The sequence below is a fragment of the Shewanella waksmanii genome (genome assembly GCF_043643685.1).
Taxonomy (GTDB): domain Bacteria; phylum Pseudomonadota; class Gammaproteobacteria; order Enterobacterales; family Shewanellaceae; genus Shewanella; species Shewanella waksmanii_A.
Map to the genome: position 1 here is coordinate 22,666 of NZ_JBHZSN010000024.1, position 15,056 is coordinate 37,721.

Below are 15,056 nucleotides of genomic sequence, written 5' to 3' on the forward strand. Positions count from 1 at the left end.
ACAATGGGGTTGATCTCTATCATTAGATCAGTATAATACCCCCTCGCCTTAACCATTAGGCGAATCATTGTCGGTTCTTGAAGCCGACGTAAAATAATACAGCGACTCCGATTTGGAGTCGAACGGTTAAATCATCTCGCTCTGCTTTTCCAATAAGGAAGAAGCTAGAGGGTGATTTTTTATGTGTCCATTTTAGGAGCTCTGGTCAATGCAGAACCAAAGAATCCGTATCCGCTTAAAAGGATTTGATCATCGTTTGATCGATCAGTCTACTGCGGAAATCGTTGAAACTGCTAAGCGTACAGGCGCACAGGTACGTGGTCCAATCCCACTACCAACGCGTAAAGAGCGTTATACCGTTTTGATCTCTCCACACGTTAATAAAGATGCGCGTGATCAGTACGAACTTCGTACTCATAAGCGTCTTGTTGACATCGTAGAGCCGACTGAAAAGACTGTAGACGCACTTATGCGTCTTGATCTTGCGGCTGGTGTTGACGTTCAGATTAGCTTAGGTTAATTGAGATCCTTAGAAGAGGTTTGAGAGATGGCTATCGGTCTTATCGGTCGTAAAGTAGGTATGACTCGTATCTTCACTGAAGATGGTGCGTCTATACCTGTAACAGTAATCGAAGTTGCAGCTAACCGTGTTGCTCAAGTGAAAACTTTAGAGACAGACGGTTACCGTGCACTTCAGGTTACTACTGGCACCAAAAAAGCTAATCGCATCACTAAACCAGAAGCAGGTCACTTTGCTAAGGCTGGCGTAGAAGCTGGTCGTGGTTTATGGGAAATGCGTTTGGCAGATGGTGAAGGCGAAGGCATTGAAGTAGGTGCTGAGCTAAATGTTGATATCTTCGCTGATGTAGCGAAAGTTGATGTTACTGGTCAATCAAAAGGTAAAGGTTTCCAAGGCGGTATTAAGCGTTGGAACTTCCGTACCCAAGATGCAACACATGGTAACTCATTGGCACATAGAGCCAACGGTTCTATCGGTCAAAACCAGACACCTGGTCGCGTTTTCAAAGGTAAGAAAATGTCTGGCCACATGGGTGCAGAGCGTGTAACGACTCAAAATCTAGACGTAGTACGTGTAGATGCAGAGCGTAACTTGCTTCTGGTTAAGGGTGCAGTTCCAGGCGCTACTAATGGCGACCTGATCATCAAGCCTGCCGTTAAAGCTTAGGTCTGAGGAGATAGTAATGGAATTGGTATTGAAAGACGCACAAAGTGCTCTGGAAGTTTCCGAAACTACCTTCGGCCGTGACTTTAATGAAGCACTGGTTCATCAGGTAGTTGTAGCATACGCTGCAAACGCGCGTCAGGGCACTCGTGGCCAAAAGACTCGCGCAGAAGTAACTGGCTCTGGCAAAAAGCCATGGCGTCAAAAAGGTACTGGCCGTGCACGTGCTGGTACTGTTAAAGGCCCAATCTGGCGTGGTGGTGGCGTAACATTCGCTGCTAAAGCACAAGATCACAGCCAAAAAGTTAACAAGAAGATGTACCGCGGAGCGCTTAAGAGCATTCTGTCTGAGTTAGTACGTCAAGACCGTCTTGTTGTAGTTGAGTCATTTGGTGTTGAAGCTCCTAAAACTAAAGAGCTTAAAGCTAAATTGGCAGAAATGAACCTGGAAGACGTGTTAATTGTTACTCCAGAAATTGACGAGAACTTGTTCTTAGCTGCACGTAACCTATACAAAGTTGACGTACGTGACGTTGCTGGTATCGACCCAGTAAGTCTAATCGCGTTCAACAAAGTACTAGTGACTGCTGATGCTGTTAAGCAAATCGAGGAGATGCTGGGATGATAAGCGAAGAACGTTTGCTAAAAGTTATTCTAGCGCCGCATATCTCTGAAAAGAGTACTGTTTGCGCAGAAAATAACAACACGGTAGTTTTCCGTGTAGCTATCGACGCGACTAAAGCTGAAATTAAAGCTGCAGTAGCTAAGTTGTTCGAAGTTGAAGTAGATTCAGTTCGCACTCTAGTGAACAAAGGTAAAACTAAGCGTCACGGTGCCCGTACTGGCCGTCGTAGCGATTGGAAAAAAGCCTACGTTACTCTAGCTGCTGGTGCTGACATCGATTTCGTCGGCGCTGAGTAAGCAAAGGAGAATTATCATGGCAGTTATTAAGTGTAAGCCAACTTCTGCTGGTCGCCGCCACGTAGTTAAAGTGGTAAACAGCGATCTGCACAAGGGTAAACCTTTTGCTGGCCTGTTGGCGAAAAAGTCTAAAAGTGGTGGCCGTAATAACACCGGTCGTATCACTGTTCGTCACGTAGGTGGTGGACACAAGCAGCATTACCGTATTGTTGACTTCAAGCGTAACAAAGACGGTATCCCTGCTAAAGTTGAGCGTTTGGAATATGATCCAAACCGTACAGCTAACATCGCATTGGTTCTTTATGCTGATGGTGAGCGTCGTTACATCCTTGCAGCTAAAGGCATGCAAGCTGGTGATCAGATTCAATCTGGTATCGACGCTGAAATCAAGAGCGGTAACGCTCTACCATTACGCAGCATCCCAGTGGGTAGTGTTGTACACGCAGTAGAAATGAAGCCTGGTAAAGGCGCTCAGATCGCTCGTTCAGCTGGTACTTATGTTCAAGTTGTTGCTCGTGATGGCGAATACGCTACTCTACGTCTTCGTTCAGGCGAAATGCGTAAAGTACCTGTAGATTGTCGCGCGACATTGGGTGAAGTTGGTAATGCCGAGCACATGCTACGCCAGTTAGGTAAAGCTGGTGCCAAGCGCTGGAGAGGCGTACGCCCAACAGTTCGTGGTGTTGCAATGAACCCAGTAGATCACCCACATGGTGGTGGTGAAGGCCGTACATCTGGTGGTCGTCACCCTGTTTCTCCATGGGGTCAGCCTACTAAGGGTTACAAAACTCGTAGTAACAAACGCACCGACAAGTACATCGTACGTCGTCGTAATAAAAAGTAAGAGGATTCGCCATGCCACGTTCTCTCAAGAAAGGTCCATTCATTGACCTACACTTGCTGAAGAAGGTAGAGAAAGCGATGGAAGCGGGTGACAAGAAGCCTATTAAGACTTGGTCTCGCCGCTCAATGATCATCCCAAACATGATTGGGTTGACCATCGCTGTCCATAATGGTCGTCAGCACGTACCTGTGTTCGTAACTGACGAAATGATCGGCCACAAGCTTGGTGAATTTTCACCAACTCGCACTTATCGCGGCCATGCTGCTGATAAGAAAGCGAAGAAGCGTTAATACGGGAGACATAAGATGGAAGTTTTAGCTAAACATCGTTTTGCCCGTACGTCGCCTCAAAAGTGTCGTTTGGTTGCAGATCAAATTCGTGGACTGCCTGTTGATAAGGCTCTAGAAGTTTTAACTTTTAGCCCAAAGAAAGCAGCTGTACTTCTTAAGAAAGTACTAGATTCTGCTATCGCTAATGCTGAGCACAATGAAGGTGCTGACATTGATGAGCTGAAAGTTGGAAAAGTCTTTGTAGACGAAGGTCCAACAATGAAGCGTATCATGCCACGTGCTAAAGGCCGTGCTGATCGCATTATCAAGCGTACCAGCCACATTACTGTGGTTGTATCAGATCGCTAGGAGTTAGCAATGGGACAGAAAGTACATCCTAATGGTATCCGTCTGGGTATCACTAAGCCTTGGATCTCGACTTGGTACGCTGATAAATCAGATTATGCCAATAACTTGAGCAGCGACTGGGAAGTGCGTAAGTTTCTAGAAAAGAAACTTAAGCAAGCATCAGTTTCTAAGATTGTTATCGAGCGTCCAGCGAAGAGTGTTCGCGTTACTATTCACACTGCCCGTCCAGGTGTTGTGATTGGTAAGAAAGGCGAAGACGTTGAAAAGTTGCGCAACCAAGTTGCCAAATTGACTGGTATTCCAGCTCAAATCAACATCGCTGAGATCCGTAAGCCAGAGCTAGATGCGAAGCTAGTTGCCGAAGGCATCGCTTCTCAGCTAGAGCGTCGTGTTATGTTCCGTCGTGCTATGAAGCGCGCAGTACAAAACGCTATGCGTCTTGGTGCTAAAGGTATCAAAGTTGAAGTGAGCGGCCGTCTAGGCGGTGCAGAGATTGCGCGTTCGGAGTGGTATCGTGAAGGTCGTGTGCCTCTACATACACTGCGTGCTGATATCGACTATTCAACTGCAGAAAGTCACACTCAATACGGTGTGATCGGCGTTAAAGTTTGGGTCTTCAAAGGTGAAGTTCTAGACGGTATCGTGCCTGCATTGGAAGAGCCGAAACAGCAGCCGAAGCGTAAGCCTCGCGGTAAATAGGAGAGCTGGCAATGCTGCAACCAAAACGAATGAAGTTTCGTAAAATGTTCAAAGGCCGTAACCGCGGTCTTGCGAACGGCACTGAAGTAAGCTTCGGTGATTTCGGTCTGAAAGCCGTTGGTCGTGGTCGTTTGACTGCGCGTCAGATCGAATCTGCGCGTCGTGCTATGACACGTCACATTAAACGTCAAGGTCAAATCTGGATTCGCGTATTCCCAGACAAGCCAATTACCTCTAAGCCACTTGAAGTGCGTATGGGTAAAGGTAAGGGTAACGTTGAATATTGGGTTTGCCAGATTCAACCTGGTAAGGTTCTTTATGAGATGAATGGCGTATCAGAAGAGCTAGCGCGTGAAGCGTTTACTCTTGCTGCTGCTAAGCTTCCTATTAAGACTACCTTCGTAACTAAGACGGTGATGTAATGAAAGCGAGCGAACTAAGAGAAAAGAGCGTTGAAGAACTGAACGCTGAACTGCTTGGTCTGCTGCGTGAGCAGTTTAACCTGCGTATGCAACACGCCACTGGTCAGTTGTCACAGACTCATCAGCTTAAAATCGTGCGTCGTAACATTGCGCGCGTTAAGACAATTATTACTTCTAAGGCGGGTGCATAATGTCTGATAAAATCCGTACTTTGCAAGGTCGAGTACTTAGCAACAAGATGGACAAGTCTATCACTGTAGCTATTGAGCGTAAGGTAAAACACCCTTTATACGGTAAGTTCCTTAAGCGTACTACTAAGATCCATGCACATGACGAAACAAATCAGTGTAATGCTGGCGATATCGTGACTATTCGCGAATGCCGTCCGCTGTCTAAGACTAAGTCTTGGACTCTGGTTGAAGTAGTGTCAAAAGCCTAATTTATTAGGCGCTTAGGTAAACGGCTCCAATTTTAGGGGCCGTTTTTATTTTTAATACTATCTATTCCTTTTTTTGGGTGTTATACTTGCGCGCCATTTTTGACTAAATTCGGGTCAGAAATAGGTGTAATTATGCCCAATTGTGGGATTTGTGAAGTAACGATAGCGGAGCACTTAAAATGATCCAAATGCAATCGACTCTAGAAGTCGCCTGTAACAGTGGCGCTCGTAGAGTTCAGTGTATTAAGGTCTTGGGTGGCTCTCATCGTCGTTATGCCGGTATCGGCGACGTCATCAAGGTTTCTGTTAAAGAAGCAATTCCTCGCGGTAAAGCGAAGAAAGGTGACGTGTATAACGCGGTGGTAGTCCGTACTAAGAAAGGCGTACGTCGTTCAGACGGTTCTGTCATTCGCTTCGATCGGAATGCAGCGGTATTGCTTAATGCAAACCTTGCACCGATTGGTACTCGTATCTTTGGCCCAGTGACGCGTGAATTGCGTACAGAACAATTTATGAAAATTGTTTCACTGGCACCAGAAGTACTGTAAGGAGCTTCAAAATGGCAGCTAAAATCCGTCGTGAAGACGAAGTAATTGTACTAGCAGGTAAAGACAAGGGTAAACGCGGTAAGGTTTCTCAAGTTTTGCCAACTGGTAAATTAATTGTAGAGGGCATCAATCTTGTCAAGAAGCACCAGAAGCCTAACCCACAACTGGGTGTGACTGGTGGTATTGTTGAGAAAGAAGCACCAATACAAGCATCAAATGTAGCGATTTTCAACTCTGCCACTGGCAAAGCTGATCGCGTTGGTTTCCGATTTGAAGACGGCAAAAAAGTCCGTTTCTTTAAGTCGAACAGTGAACTCGTTAAGTAATTGGAGTAAACGATGGCGAAACTGCATGATAAATATAAAGAGACTGTTATTGCAGAACTTTCTAAAAAGTTCGGTTATACCAGTGTCATGCAAGTCCCTCGGATTGAGAAAATCACCCTTAACATGGGTGTTGGCGAAGCTGTAGCAGATAAGAAAGTTATGGAGCACGCGCTTCGTGACATGACTGCTATCGCCGGCCAAAAGCCAGTTGTAACTGTAGCTCGTAAATCAGTTGCTGGTTTTAAAATCCGTGATGGCTACCCGATCGGCTGCAAGGTAACACTACGTGGTGAGCGTATGTGGGAATTCCTTGAGCGTTTAGTTGATATCGCAATCCCGCGTATCCGCGACTTCCGTGGTTTGAGCGCTAAGTCGTTCGACGGACGTGGTAACTACGCAATGGGTGTTCGTGAGCAAATCATCTTCCCGGAAATCGATTACGATAAAATCGATAAGATCCGTGGTATGGATATTGTTATCACGACTACTGCGAAGAATGACGAAGAAGGCCGTGCTTTACTAGACGCCTTTAACTTCCCATTCAAGAAATAAGGGTAGCGAAATGGCAAAAAGTTCAATGAAAGCACGTGAAGCAAAACGTGCAAAGCTCGTGGCTAAGTACGCTGAAAAGCGTCTAGCACTTAAGGCTATCATTAGCAATCCAACAACTTCTGATGAAGATCGTTGGGATGCAGTTCTTAAGCTGCAGGCACTACCACGTGACTCAAGTGCTGCGCGTCAGCGCAATCGTTGTAGTCAAACTGGTCGCCCACATGGTTTCCTACGCAAGTTCGGCCTAAGCCGTATCAAATTGCGTGAAGCTACCATGCGTGGTGAAGTTCCTGGTCTGCGTAAGGCCAGCTGGTAATACTTGTCACGGAGTAAGCTATTATGAGCATGCAAGATCCTATTGCGGATATGTTAACTCGCATTCGTAACGGCCAAGCTGCTAACAAAGTATCAGTATCTATGCCTTCTGCTAAGCTAAAAGTTGCTATTGCACAAACGCTTAAAGAAGAAGGTTACATTACTGACTACGCCGTAGCAGGCGAAGCCAAACCGGTTCTAGAAATCACACTTAAGTATTTCCAGGGCCAACCAGTCGTTGAGACTATCCAGCGCGTAAGTCGTCCTGGTCTTCGTATTTACAAAGGTAAAAACGAGCTACCAAAGGTGATGGGCGGTCTGGGTGTCGCAATCGTGTCCACTTCTAAAGGTTTGATGACTGATCGTGCTGCCCGCCAAAACGGTATGGGTGGAGAAGTTATCTGCTACGTAGCATAAGGAGCTAGCAATGTCTCGTGTCGCAAAAGCACCAGTCGCTATCCCTGCAGGCGTAGAAGTGACTTTAAACGAACAGACCATTACTGTTAAAGGCAGTAAAGGTACTCTAACTCGAGAAATTAACGCTGAAGTTTCTGTTGTTGTTGAAAACAACGAAGTTAAGTGTTCACCAGTTGAAACTGCAAGCACTGCAGCTCAAGCTGGTACTGCTCGAGCTCTAATCAACAACATGGTTGTTGGTGTAAGTGAAGGTTTCGAGAAGAAACTGACTCTTATCGGTGTTGGTTACCGTGCAAAAGTTGCTGGTAAAGGCGTTGATTTGACTCTAGGTTTCTCACACCCTCTAGTTCACCAGCTTCCAGACGGCGTAACGGCAGAATGCCCATCACAAACTGAAATCGTACTGAAAGGTGCTGATAAGCAGTTAGTTGGTCAAGTTGCTGCTGAGATTCGTGGCTACCGTCCACCAGAGCCTTACAAAGGTAAAGGTGTTCGCTATGCTGATGAACAAGTACGCCGTAAAGAGGCTAAGAAGAAGTAGGTAACGCGATATGGATAAGAAAACATCTCGCTTGCGCCGCGCGACTCGCGCCCGTAAGAAGATCCAAGAGCTGGGCGTTAACCGTCTGGTTGTACATCGTACACCACGTCACACTTATGCTCAGGTGATCAACGCCGAAGCACAAGTTGTGGTTGCAGCTTCTACTGCTGAAAAAGCGGTATCAGAGCAGCTTAAATACACGGGCAACGTAGATGCAGCGAAAGCAGTAGGTAAAGCTATTGCAGAACGCGCTATCGAAAAAGGCGTTACCGTAGTTGCATTCGATCGTTCCGGTTTCAAGTATCACGGACGTGTTGCTGCATTAGCAGACGCCGCTCGTGAAGCTGGCCTCCAGTTCTAAGGGGTATAAAAATGGCTAAATTTGAAGCTCAGCAAAAAGACGATCTGCAAGAAAAATTAGTTGCAGTAAATCGTGTTTCTAAAGTAGTTAAAGGCGGACGTATCTTTAGCTTCACTGCTCTTACAGTAGTTGGTGATGGTAATGGTAAAGTTGGCTATGGCTATGGTAAAGCGCGTGAAGTACCTGCAGCTATCCAGAAAGCAATGGAAAAGGCTCGCCGTAACATTGTTTCTGTAGAACTTGTAAATGGTACTTTGCACCACCCTGTTAAGGGTCGTCACACTGGTTCTCGTGTATACATGCAACCAGCGTCAGAAGGTACTGGTATTATTGCCGGTGGTGCGATGCGCGCCGTATTGGAAGTAGCAGGCGTTCATAACGTACTGTCGAAAGCATACGGTTCTACTAACCCGATCAACATCGTTCGCGCAACAGTAGATGCGTTGGTGCACATGAAGTCACCTTCTCAAATCGCTGCTAAGCGTGGCCTTAATGTTGATGAAATTCGAGGTTAATGCACCATGGCAACTAAAACTTTAAAAGTAACTCAGACTAAGAGTTCAATTGGACGTTTGCCTAAGCATCGTGCAACTTTGACTGGTCTAGGTCTACGCCGTATTAATCACACTGTTGAACTAGAAGATACTCCTTCGGTTCGCGGTATGATTAACAAGGTATACTACATGGTTTCGGTGGAGGAAGTATAAGATGCGTCTAAATACTCTATCACCTGCTGCAGGTGCAAAATCAGCAGCTAAGCGTGTAGGTCGCGGTATCGGTTCAGGCACTGGTAAAACTTGTGGTCGCGGCCACAAAGGTCAGAAGTCTCGTTCAGGTGGCGGCGTTCGCGTCGGTTTCGAGGGTGGTCAAATGCCACTTAAGATCCGTTTGCCTAAGTTCGGTTTCACCTCGCGTCGTGCGATGGTAACTGCAGAAGTTCGCATTAGCGAGCTTGCTAAAGTTAACGGTGATGTTGTCGACTTAAATGCACTGAAAGATGCGAATCTAGTTACTCGCAACATACAGTTTGCTAAAGTCGTTCTTTCAGGTACCATTGACCGCCCAGTGACCGTAAAAGGTCTTAAGGTAACCAAAGGTGCACGTGCAGCTATTGAAGCTGCCGGCGGAAAGATCGAGGAATAATACGTCGATGGCAAAACCAGGACTTGATTTAAAAAGCGCGAAAGGCGGTTTATCAGAATTGAAAACCCGTCTCCTGTTCGTGATTGGTGCGATTATCGTCTTTAGGGCCGGTTCGTTCGTACCAATTCCTGGTATTGACGCAGCTGTATTAGCAGAGCTGTTCAATCAGCAAAGGGATACCATCTTAGGCATGTTTAACATGTTCTCTGGTGGTGCCCTTGAACGTGCTTCTATCTTTGCATTGGGCATCATGCCGTATATTTCGGCATCGATTATCATGCAATTGTTGACAGTTGTGCATCCTGCATTAGCCGAACTGAAGAAGGAAGGCGAATCAGGACGTAAGAAGATCAGTCAATATACACGATACGGCACATTGGTACTGGGTACATTCCAGTCAATTGGTATCGCAACAGGATTACCAAACTTAGTCCCAGGTTTAGTAGTAAACTTAGGCTTCAGTTTTTATTTTGTTGCTGTTGTGAGCTTAGTTACCGGAACAATGTTCCTTATGTGGCTAGGTGAACAGATTACCGAGCGGGGCATTGGTAATGGTATCTCGATATTAATTTTCGCAGGTATTGTTGCTGGTCTACCATCTGCTATCGGTCAAACGGCCGAGCAGGCGCGTCAAGGCGACTTGAACCCACTCGTATTGTTGTTGATTGCTGTAATTGTATTTGCTGTAACTTACTTTGTTGTATTTGTGGAACGTGGTCAACGACGTATCGTTGTTAACTACGCTAAGCGTCAGCAGGGCCGTAAGGTGTTTGCTGCGCAAAGTACCCATTTACCTCTTAAAGTAAATATGGCGGGTGTGATTCCACCAATTTTTGCGTCGAGCATCATTTTGTTCCCAGGCACACTGGCTCAGTGGTTTGGTCAAAATGAGTCTTTGTCATGGTTAAGTGATTTTTCACTTGCTGTGTCACCAGGACAACCGCTCTACTCATTATTGTACTCAGCAGCGATCATATTCTTCTGTTTCTTCTATACTGCGTTGGTATTTAACCCACGCGAAACAGCAGACAACTTAAAGAAGAGTGGTGCGTTCATTCCCGGGATTCGTCCTGGCGAACAGACTTCGCGATACATAGATAAAGTAATGACACGTTTGACCTTAGCTGGTGCGTTGTATATTACCTTTATCTGTTTAATTCCGGAGTTCATGTTAATTACTTGGAAGGTACAGTTCTACTTTGGCGGTACCTCACTACTAATTATGGTAGTTGTAATCATGGACTTCATGGCTCAGGTTCAGACCCATATGATGTCTCATCAGTATGAGTCTGTGATGAAGAAAGCTAACCTAGTAAACAAAGCGAACTTAGATCGCTTTGGTCGCTAAGTAGCTTTACGGAGTGATGAAATGAAAGTTCGAGCTTCCGTGAAGAAGATCTGCCGTAACTGCAAGATCGTAAAGCGTAGTGGCGTTGTACGCGTTATCTGTGTTGAACCAAAACACAAACAGCGTCAAGGCTAAAAGCTATTAGCCAGCTCAAATAATGAGCTGGCTAAAATTTAATTTGCAAAATTGTCATCTGTCGAGTATCCTACCGGGCTTTTCACAGATGGCCTTTAACTTATGAGGAGTGCATAGTGGCCCGTATCGCTGGCATTAACATTCCTGATCAAAAGCATACAGTCATTGCATTGACTGCTATCTATGGCATTGGATTGACTCGCGCACAACAAATCTGCGCAGCTACTTCAATTGCTGAAGATGCTAAGATCAAGGAATTGAGCGAAGCTCAAATTGATACCCTACGCGAAGAAGTTGCCAAATACATTGTAGAAGGTGACTTGCGTCGTGAGATCTCTATGAACATCAAGCGTCTTATGGACCTTGGTTGTTACCGTGGTCTCCGCCACCGTCGTAGCCTGCCCCTTCGTGGGCAACGTACTAAGACCAATGCGCGTACGCGTAAGGGTCCACGTAAGCCAATTAGAAAGTAACGGGAAGGTAAACCAATATGGCTAAAGTTCCGTCACGTTCAACGCGCAAGCGCGTACGTAAACAGGTTGCTGATGGCATGGCTCATATCCATGCTTCTTTCAACAACACAATTATCACCATTACAGATCGTCAAGGTAATGCTCTTTCTTGGGCTACATCTGGTGGTTCAGGTTTCCGTGGTTCACGTAAATCTACACCATTTGCTGCACAGGTTGCCGCTGAGCGCGCAGGTACTGCTGCTCAGGATTACGGTGTTAAGAACCTTGAAGTTTTTGTGAAGGGTCCAGGTCCAGGACGTGAGTCAGCTATTCGAGCGCTGAACGCGGTTGGTTACAAGATAACCAACATTACCGATGTGACGCCGATCCCTCATAATGGTTGTCGTCCTCCTAAGAAACGTCGCGTTTAATCGCCCGTTTTAAATAGGATAGTTGGAGAAAGAACATGGCAAGATACTTGGGTCCCAAGCTCAAGCTTACCCGCCGAGAAGGTACAGACCTTTTCCTAAAGAGCGGTGTCAGAGCAATCGATTCGAAGTGTAAGCTAGAAGCTGCACCAGGACAGCACGGCGCTCGTAAGACCCGTCTTTCTGAGTACGGCGTACAGCTACGCGAGAAACAAAAAGTTCGTCGTACTTATGGAGTGCTAGAAAAGCAGTTCCGTAACTACTACAAAGAAGCAGCACGTCTAAAAGGTAACACTGGTGAAAACCTACTGTCTCTTTTAGAAACTCGTCTAGATAACGTTGTTTATCGTATGGGTTTTGGTGCTACACGTGCAGAAGCACGTCAGCTAGTTAGCCACAAGTCAATTATGGTTAACGGCCGCGTTGTTAACATTCCATCATTCAAAGTGTCTGCGAATGATGTAATTAGCGTTCGTGAGAAGTCTCAAAAGCAAGCTCGTATTAAGGCTGCTTTAGAAGTTGCTACTCAGCGCGAAAAGCCAACATGGGTTGAAGTAGATAACGCTAAGATGGAAGGTGCTTTCAAGCGTCTACCAGAACGTAGTGATTTATCTGCGGAAATTAACGAACAGCTGATCGTCGAGCTTTACTCTAAGTAAAGCTAATAAACAAGAGAGGACACAATGCAGGGTTCTGTTACAGAATTTCTTAAACCGCGTCTCGTTGATATCGAGCAGGTTAACCCAACACGTGCCAAGGTTACACTGGAACCGCTTGAGCGTGGTTTTGGTCACACTTTAGGTAACGCGTTGCGTCGTATCCTATTGTCGTCTATGCCCGGCTGCGCGGTCACCGAAGTTGAGATTGATGGTGTATTGCACGAGTATAGCAGCAAGGAAGGCGTACAAGAGGATATCCTAGAAATCTTGTTAAACCTTAAAGGTTTAGCAGTGGTTGTCGAGGGTAAAGACGAGGCTATGCTTACTTTAAGCAAGTCAGGCGCAGGCCCTGTTACCGCAGCAGATATCACGCACGATGGTGATGTTACTATTATGAATCCTGATCACGTTATTTGTCATTTGACAGGTAACAACGACATCAGCATGCGTATTCGTGTTGAGCGTGGTCGTGGTTATGTACCAGCGTCAGCTCGTGCACAAACCGAAGACGACGATCGCCCAATCGGTCGCTTGTTAGTGGATTCATCTTTCTCACCTGTTGCGCGTATTGCTTATAATGTTGAAGCGGCACGTGTTGAACAGCGTACTGACTTAGACAAACTCGTTATCGATATGACCACTAACGGTACTATTGATCCTGAGGAAGCAATTCGTCGTTCAGCGACAATCCTAGCCGAACAGCTAGATGCATTCGTTGAACTGCGTGATGTCACTGAGCCAGAGCAGAAAGAAGAGAAACCAGAGTTCGACCCAATTCTGTTGCGTCCTGTCGACGATCTAGAGCTAACTGTACGTTCGGCTAACTGTTTGAAAGCCGAAGCGATTCATTACATCGGAGATCTGGTACAGCGTACTGAGGTCGAGCTGCTTAAGACGCCTAACTTAGGTAAGAAATCTCTTACTGAAATTAAGGACGTGTTAGCTTCTCGTGGACTTTCTTTAGGTATGCGTCTAGAAAACTGGCCTCCAGCTAGTTTAGCAGACGACCTATAAGTCCAAGTTTGTACAGATTTAGGTAATAAGGATTAGGTCATGCGCCATCGTAAGAGTGGTCGTCAACTAAACCGCAACAGCAGTCACCGTCAAGCTATGTTCCGTAACATGGCTGGTTCTTTAGTCCGTCACGAAGTGATCAAGACTACTGTAGCTAAGGCGAAAGAACTGCGTCGCGTAGTTGAGCCTCTGATAACACTTGCTAAAAGTGATAGCGTTGCAAATCGTCGTTTGGCATTTGCTCGTACTCGCGACCAAGAAGTTGTCGGTAAGTTATTCAATGAATTGGGTCCACGCTACCAGGAACGTCCTGGCGGTTACACCCGTATCCTTAAGTGCGGTCTACGTACTGGTGATAAAGCGCCTATGGCGTATATTGAACTAGTAGGACGCCCAGAAGCTGCTGAAGCTGTTGAAGAAGAAGCTGCTGCTGAGTAATAGGTAATTCATTTAAAAAAGCCAGGCTATGCCTGGCTTTTTTATTTTCAGCAGCCTCAAATCTTAATTCTATTTAAAGAAATCACTTTGATATTCCACCCTGCTAGGCAATGTAATTTGCCACCTCTCTAATTCGGCTCTGCTAAAATAATATTTACCGCGCCTATCAGTGATAAATTTAGTTGCTTGCTGTTGTTGAGTTAGTCGCATTAAGCAAAGTTTAGCGGCCTGTACGCCATGGTTGTAGCCATTGAGAACAAACCCACCTAATGACATACCATCGGTGACAGCAAAGTCCCAAAAGGCAAATATCGGTGCGGGTGTCGACTTTGCTGCCCACTTAGCAACTTGTTGGTGGGGAATATGTTGCTCTTCGCTCATTAAGGTATGGTAGAGGCCGACAAATACCGCACTATATCCATTATCTTTACTGGTCGAAACCAACCGCTGCCATTCGGTATAGTCGTTAGTACTTGCGAATTCTATTTGATGCCCAGCAATCGTTATTGGTTTGAGGTTTAAACTGACTTCGTTGAGCGCCATTTTCGATGTCGCGCTATTATCGAAAAGTACCAAAAACTTATGTGTTTGCTTCTTTGGTAACAATTCACTAGCGAGAAGCACAGAGCGTCGATATATTGGGCGTTCTAACAGGCCGGATATATCTTGATAGGTGTGAAGATTGTAGTTGCGAGGGTTAGCGTTAAGGCCGAGCACCACTAGGGGAAAATGATGGTCCATCAATCGCTCGCTAAGCAATGCAATCGCGTGATCATCACCTAGAATGACCAGGTCAGGTTTTGCGTTAATAATGGCTGTAAAATGCCTGTCTGCAGCGATAGTTAGCTCTGTTTGCGGTAAACGCTTCGCATCGAGTTCATATACCTTGAGCTGGTGCTCTACACCTAAGGTCGCTTTTAACCCCTCACGGTATTGTGCAGACCAACCATAGCCATGATGATAACTATCAACTAAAACGATGTTCGCCGCGCCGATGTCGGCAGTAAAAAGGTACAAGAAAATAAGTAGATATAAGGCCCGCATTAGATGCCATACCTGTCGCAGCAATGACTACTCTAGTTATAGTCGTTAGGTAAAGATCTAGCCATATAACGGGCATAAAAAAGGCCTCATACGAGGCCTTTTTTGAAAGGGGTGACCCGTCCTAAATAACGTTGACACTTTTCAAACCTTTTTTGGAGAGTGTTATGAAATCAATAGTTAAGCGAACTC

Annotated in this window: 29 protein-coding genes; 28 read left to right on the forward strand and 1 reads right to left on the reverse strand. The window is 45.8% G+C overall.

The window, feature by feature from the left end; translation table 11 throughout:
* Nucleotides 1–208: 208 nt before the first annotated feature.
* The 28 genes from rpsJ (at nt 209) to rplQ (ending at nt 13,823) form a co-directional block, all read left to right on the forward strand.
* On the forward strand, nt 209–520 hold the full coding sequence (rpsJ, locus tag ACHUFW_RS21295; protein ID WP_011070616.1) for a 30S ribosomal protein S10: 312 nt from the start codon (nt 209–211) through the stop codon (nt 518–520).
* Nucleotides 521–547: 27 nt separating this feature from the next.
* A complete protein-coding gene (rplC, locus tag ACHUFW_RS21300) occupies nt 548–1,186 on the forward strand; it encodes a 50S ribosomal protein L3 (RefSeq protein ID WP_394205943.1) in 639 nt (212 codons plus the stop codon).
* A gap of 16 nt (nt 1,187–1,202) precedes the next feature.
* The gene (rplD, locus tag ACHUFW_RS21305) at nt 1,203–1,808 is read left to right on the forward strand and encodes a 50S ribosomal protein L4 (protein ID WP_394205945.1); all 606 of its coding nucleotides are present in this window, start codon (nt 1,203–1,205) and stop codon (nt 1,806–1,808) included.
* The gene (rplW, locus tag ACHUFW_RS21310) at nt 1,805–2,104 is read left to right on the forward strand and encodes a 50S ribosomal protein L23 (protein WP_028774664.1); all 300 of its coding nucleotides are present in this window, start codon (nt 1,805–1,807) and stop codon (nt 2,102–2,104) included. The genes rplD and rplW overlap by 4 nt, the downstream gene beginning before the upstream one ends.
* A gap of 16 nt (nt 2,105–2,120) precedes the next feature.
* Nucleotides 2,121–2,948 carry a 50S ribosomal protein L2 gene (gene rplB / locus ACHUFW_RS21315; protein WP_394205947.1) on the forward strand — a complete coding sequence of 276 codons (828 nt, stop codon included), beginning with the start codon at nt 2,121–2,123 and terminating at the stop codon, nt 2,946–2,948.
* 11 nt (nt 2,949–2,959) lie between these two features.
* Complete coding sequence (rpsS, locus tag ACHUFW_RS21320; RefSeq protein WP_006083596.1) at nt 2,960–3,238, forward strand: 30S ribosomal protein S19; 279 nt, start codon at nt 2,960–2,962, stop codon at nt 3,236–3,238.
* Between the two features lie 15 nt (nt 3,239–3,253).
* On the forward strand, nt 3,254–3,586 hold the full coding sequence (rplV, locus tag ACHUFW_RS21325; RefSeq protein ID WP_028774666.1) for a 50S ribosomal protein L22: 333 nt from the start codon (nt 3,254–3,256) through the stop codon (nt 3,584–3,586).
* A gap of 9 nt (nt 3,587–3,595) precedes the next feature.
* Nucleotides 3,596–4,285 (forward strand): 30S ribosomal protein S3, encoded by a 690-nt coding sequence (gene rpsC / locus ACHUFW_RS21330; RefSeq protein ID WP_394205948.1) that lies wholly within the window; start codon nt 3,596–3,598, stop codon nt 4,283–4,285.
* Nucleotides 4,286–4,296: 11 nt separating this feature from the next.
* Nucleotides 4,297–4,707, forward strand: a complete 411-nt coding sequence (gene rplP / locus ACHUFW_RS21335) for a 50S ribosomal protein L16 (protein WP_028774668.1) — start codon at nt 4,297–4,299, stop codon at nt 4,705–4,707.
* The gene (gene rpmC / locus ACHUFW_RS21340) at nt 4,707–4,898 is read left to right on the forward strand and encodes a 50S ribosomal protein L29 (RefSeq protein WP_394205950.1); all 192 of its coding nucleotides are present in this window, start codon (nt 4,707–4,709) and stop codon (nt 4,896–4,898) included. The genes rplP and rpmC overlap by 1 nt, the downstream gene beginning before the upstream one ends.
* Nucleotides 4,898–5,146 (forward strand): 30S ribosomal protein S17, encoded by a 249-nt coding sequence (gene rpsQ, locus ACHUFW_RS21345; protein WP_394205952.1) that lies wholly within the window; start codon nt 4,898–4,900, stop codon nt 5,144–5,146. The genes rpmC and rpsQ overlap by 1 nt, the downstream gene beginning before the upstream one ends.
* A 179-nt stretch (nt 5,147–5,325) precedes the next feature.
* Nucleotides 5,326–5,694, forward strand: a complete 369-nt coding sequence (gene rplN, locus ACHUFW_RS21350; RefSeq protein ID WP_028774671.1) for a 50S ribosomal protein L14 — start codon at nt 5,326–5,328, stop codon at nt 5,692–5,694.
* A gap of 11 nt (nt 5,695–5,705) precedes the next feature.
* On the forward strand, nt 5,706–6,020 hold the full coding sequence (rplX, locus tag ACHUFW_RS21355) for a 50S ribosomal protein L24 (protein ID WP_394205953.1): 315 nt from the start codon (nt 5,706–5,708) through the stop codon (nt 6,018–6,020).
* 12 nt (nt 6,021–6,032) lie between these two features.
* Entirely contained in the window at nt 6,033–6,572 is a 540-nt protein-coding gene (rplE, locus tag ACHUFW_RS21360) for a 50S ribosomal protein L5 (protein ID WP_011863978.1), read from the forward strand.
* A 10-nt stretch (nt 6,573–6,582) separates the two neighbouring features.
* The gene (gene rpsN / locus ACHUFW_RS21365; protein WP_394205955.1) at nt 6,583–6,888 is read left to right on the forward strand and encodes a 30S ribosomal protein S14; all 306 of its coding nucleotides are present in this window, start codon (nt 6,583–6,585) and stop codon (nt 6,886–6,888) included.
* Between the two features lie 23 nt (nt 6,889–6,911).
* The gene (rpsH, locus tag ACHUFW_RS21370; RefSeq protein WP_394205957.1) at nt 6,912–7,304 is read left to right on the forward strand and encodes a 30S ribosomal protein S8; all 393 of its coding nucleotides are present in this window, start codon (nt 6,912–6,914) and stop codon (nt 7,302–7,304) included.
* A 10-nt stretch (nt 7,305–7,314) separates the two neighbouring features.
* Nucleotides 7,315–7,845: a 50S ribosomal protein L6 gene (rplF, locus tag ACHUFW_RS21375; protein WP_394205959.1), complete on the forward strand. Its 531-nt coding sequence runs from the start codon at nt 7,315–7,317 to the stop codon at nt 7,843–7,845.
* 10 nt (nt 7,846–7,855) lie between these two features.
* On the forward strand, nt 7,856–8,206 hold the full coding sequence (gene rplR, locus ACHUFW_RS21380; RefSeq protein ID WP_028774677.1) for a 50S ribosomal protein L18: 351 nt from the start codon (nt 7,856–7,858) through the stop codon (nt 8,204–8,206).
* Nucleotides 8,207–8,217: 11 nt separating this feature from the next.
* Entirely contained in the window at nt 8,218–8,721 is a 504-nt protein-coding gene (gene rpsE / locus ACHUFW_RS21385) for a 30S ribosomal protein S5 (protein ID WP_028774678.1), read from the forward strand.
* Between the two features lie 6 nt (nt 8,722–8,727).
* Nucleotides 8,728–8,913, forward strand: a complete 186-nt coding sequence (gene rpmD, locus ACHUFW_RS21390; protein ID WP_020912153.1) for a 50S ribosomal protein L30 — start codon at nt 8,728–8,730, stop codon at nt 8,911–8,913.
* Between the two features lies 1 nt (nt 8,914).
* A complete protein-coding gene (gene rplO, locus ACHUFW_RS21395) occupies nt 8,915–9,349 on the forward strand; it encodes a 50S ribosomal protein L15 (RefSeq protein WP_028774679.1) in 435 nt (144 codons plus the stop codon).
* Between the two features lie 7 nt (nt 9,350–9,356).
* Nucleotides 9,357–10,697 (forward strand): preprotein translocase subunit SecY, encoded by a 1,341-nt coding sequence (secY, locus tag ACHUFW_RS21400; RefSeq protein ID WP_028774680.1) that lies wholly within the window; start codon nt 9,357–9,359, stop codon nt 10,695–10,697.
* A 21-nt stretch (nt 10,698–10,718) separates the two neighbouring features.
* Nucleotides 10,719–10,832, forward strand: a complete 114-nt coding sequence (gene rpmJ / locus ACHUFW_RS21405; protein ID WP_006083579.1) for a 50S ribosomal protein L36 — start codon at nt 10,719–10,721, stop codon at nt 10,830–10,832.
* 116 nt (nt 10,833–10,948) lie between these two features.
* Nucleotides 10,949–11,305 (forward strand): 30S ribosomal protein S13, encoded by a 357-nt coding sequence (gene rpsM, locus ACHUFW_RS21410; protein ID WP_011863987.1) that lies wholly within the window; start codon nt 10,949–10,951, stop codon nt 11,303–11,305.
* 17 nt (nt 11,306–11,322) lie between these two features.
* The gene (gene rpsK, locus ACHUFW_RS21415) at nt 11,323–11,715 is read left to right on the forward strand and encodes a 30S ribosomal protein S11 (RefSeq protein WP_028774681.1); all 393 of its coding nucleotides are present in this window, start codon (nt 11,323–11,325) and stop codon (nt 11,713–11,715) included.
* Between the two features lie 35 nt (nt 11,716–11,750).
* A complete protein-coding gene (gene rpsD / locus ACHUFW_RS21420) occupies nt 11,751–12,371 on the forward strand; it encodes a 30S ribosomal protein S4 (protein ID WP_394205963.1) in 621 nt (206 codons plus the stop codon).
* Nucleotides 12,372–12,395: 24 nt separating this feature from the next.
* Nucleotides 12,396–13,385 carry a DNA-directed RNA polymerase subunit alpha gene (locus ACHUFW_RS21425; protein WP_028764663.1) on the forward strand — a complete coding sequence of 330 codons (990 nt, stop codon included), beginning with the start codon at nt 12,396–12,398 and terminating at the stop codon, nt 13,383–13,385.
* A 39-nt stretch (nt 13,386–13,424) separates the two neighbouring features.
* On the forward strand, nt 13,425–13,823 hold the full coding sequence (rplQ, locus tag ACHUFW_RS21430; RefSeq protein WP_179022994.1) for a 50S ribosomal protein L17: 399 nt from the start codon (nt 13,425–13,427) through the stop codon (nt 13,821–13,823).
* Between the two features lie 69 nt (nt 13,824–13,892).
* Here rplQ and ACHUFW_RS21435 read toward each other — a convergent pair whose 3' ends face one another.
* Nucleotides 13,893–14,867 carry a hypothetical protein gene (locus ACHUFW_RS21435; protein ID WP_394205965.1) on the reverse strand — a complete coding sequence of 325 codons (975 nt, stop codon included), beginning with the start codon at nt 14,865–14,867 and terminating at the stop codon, nt 13,893–13,895.
* Nucleotides 14,868–15,056: the final 189 nt, after the last annotated feature.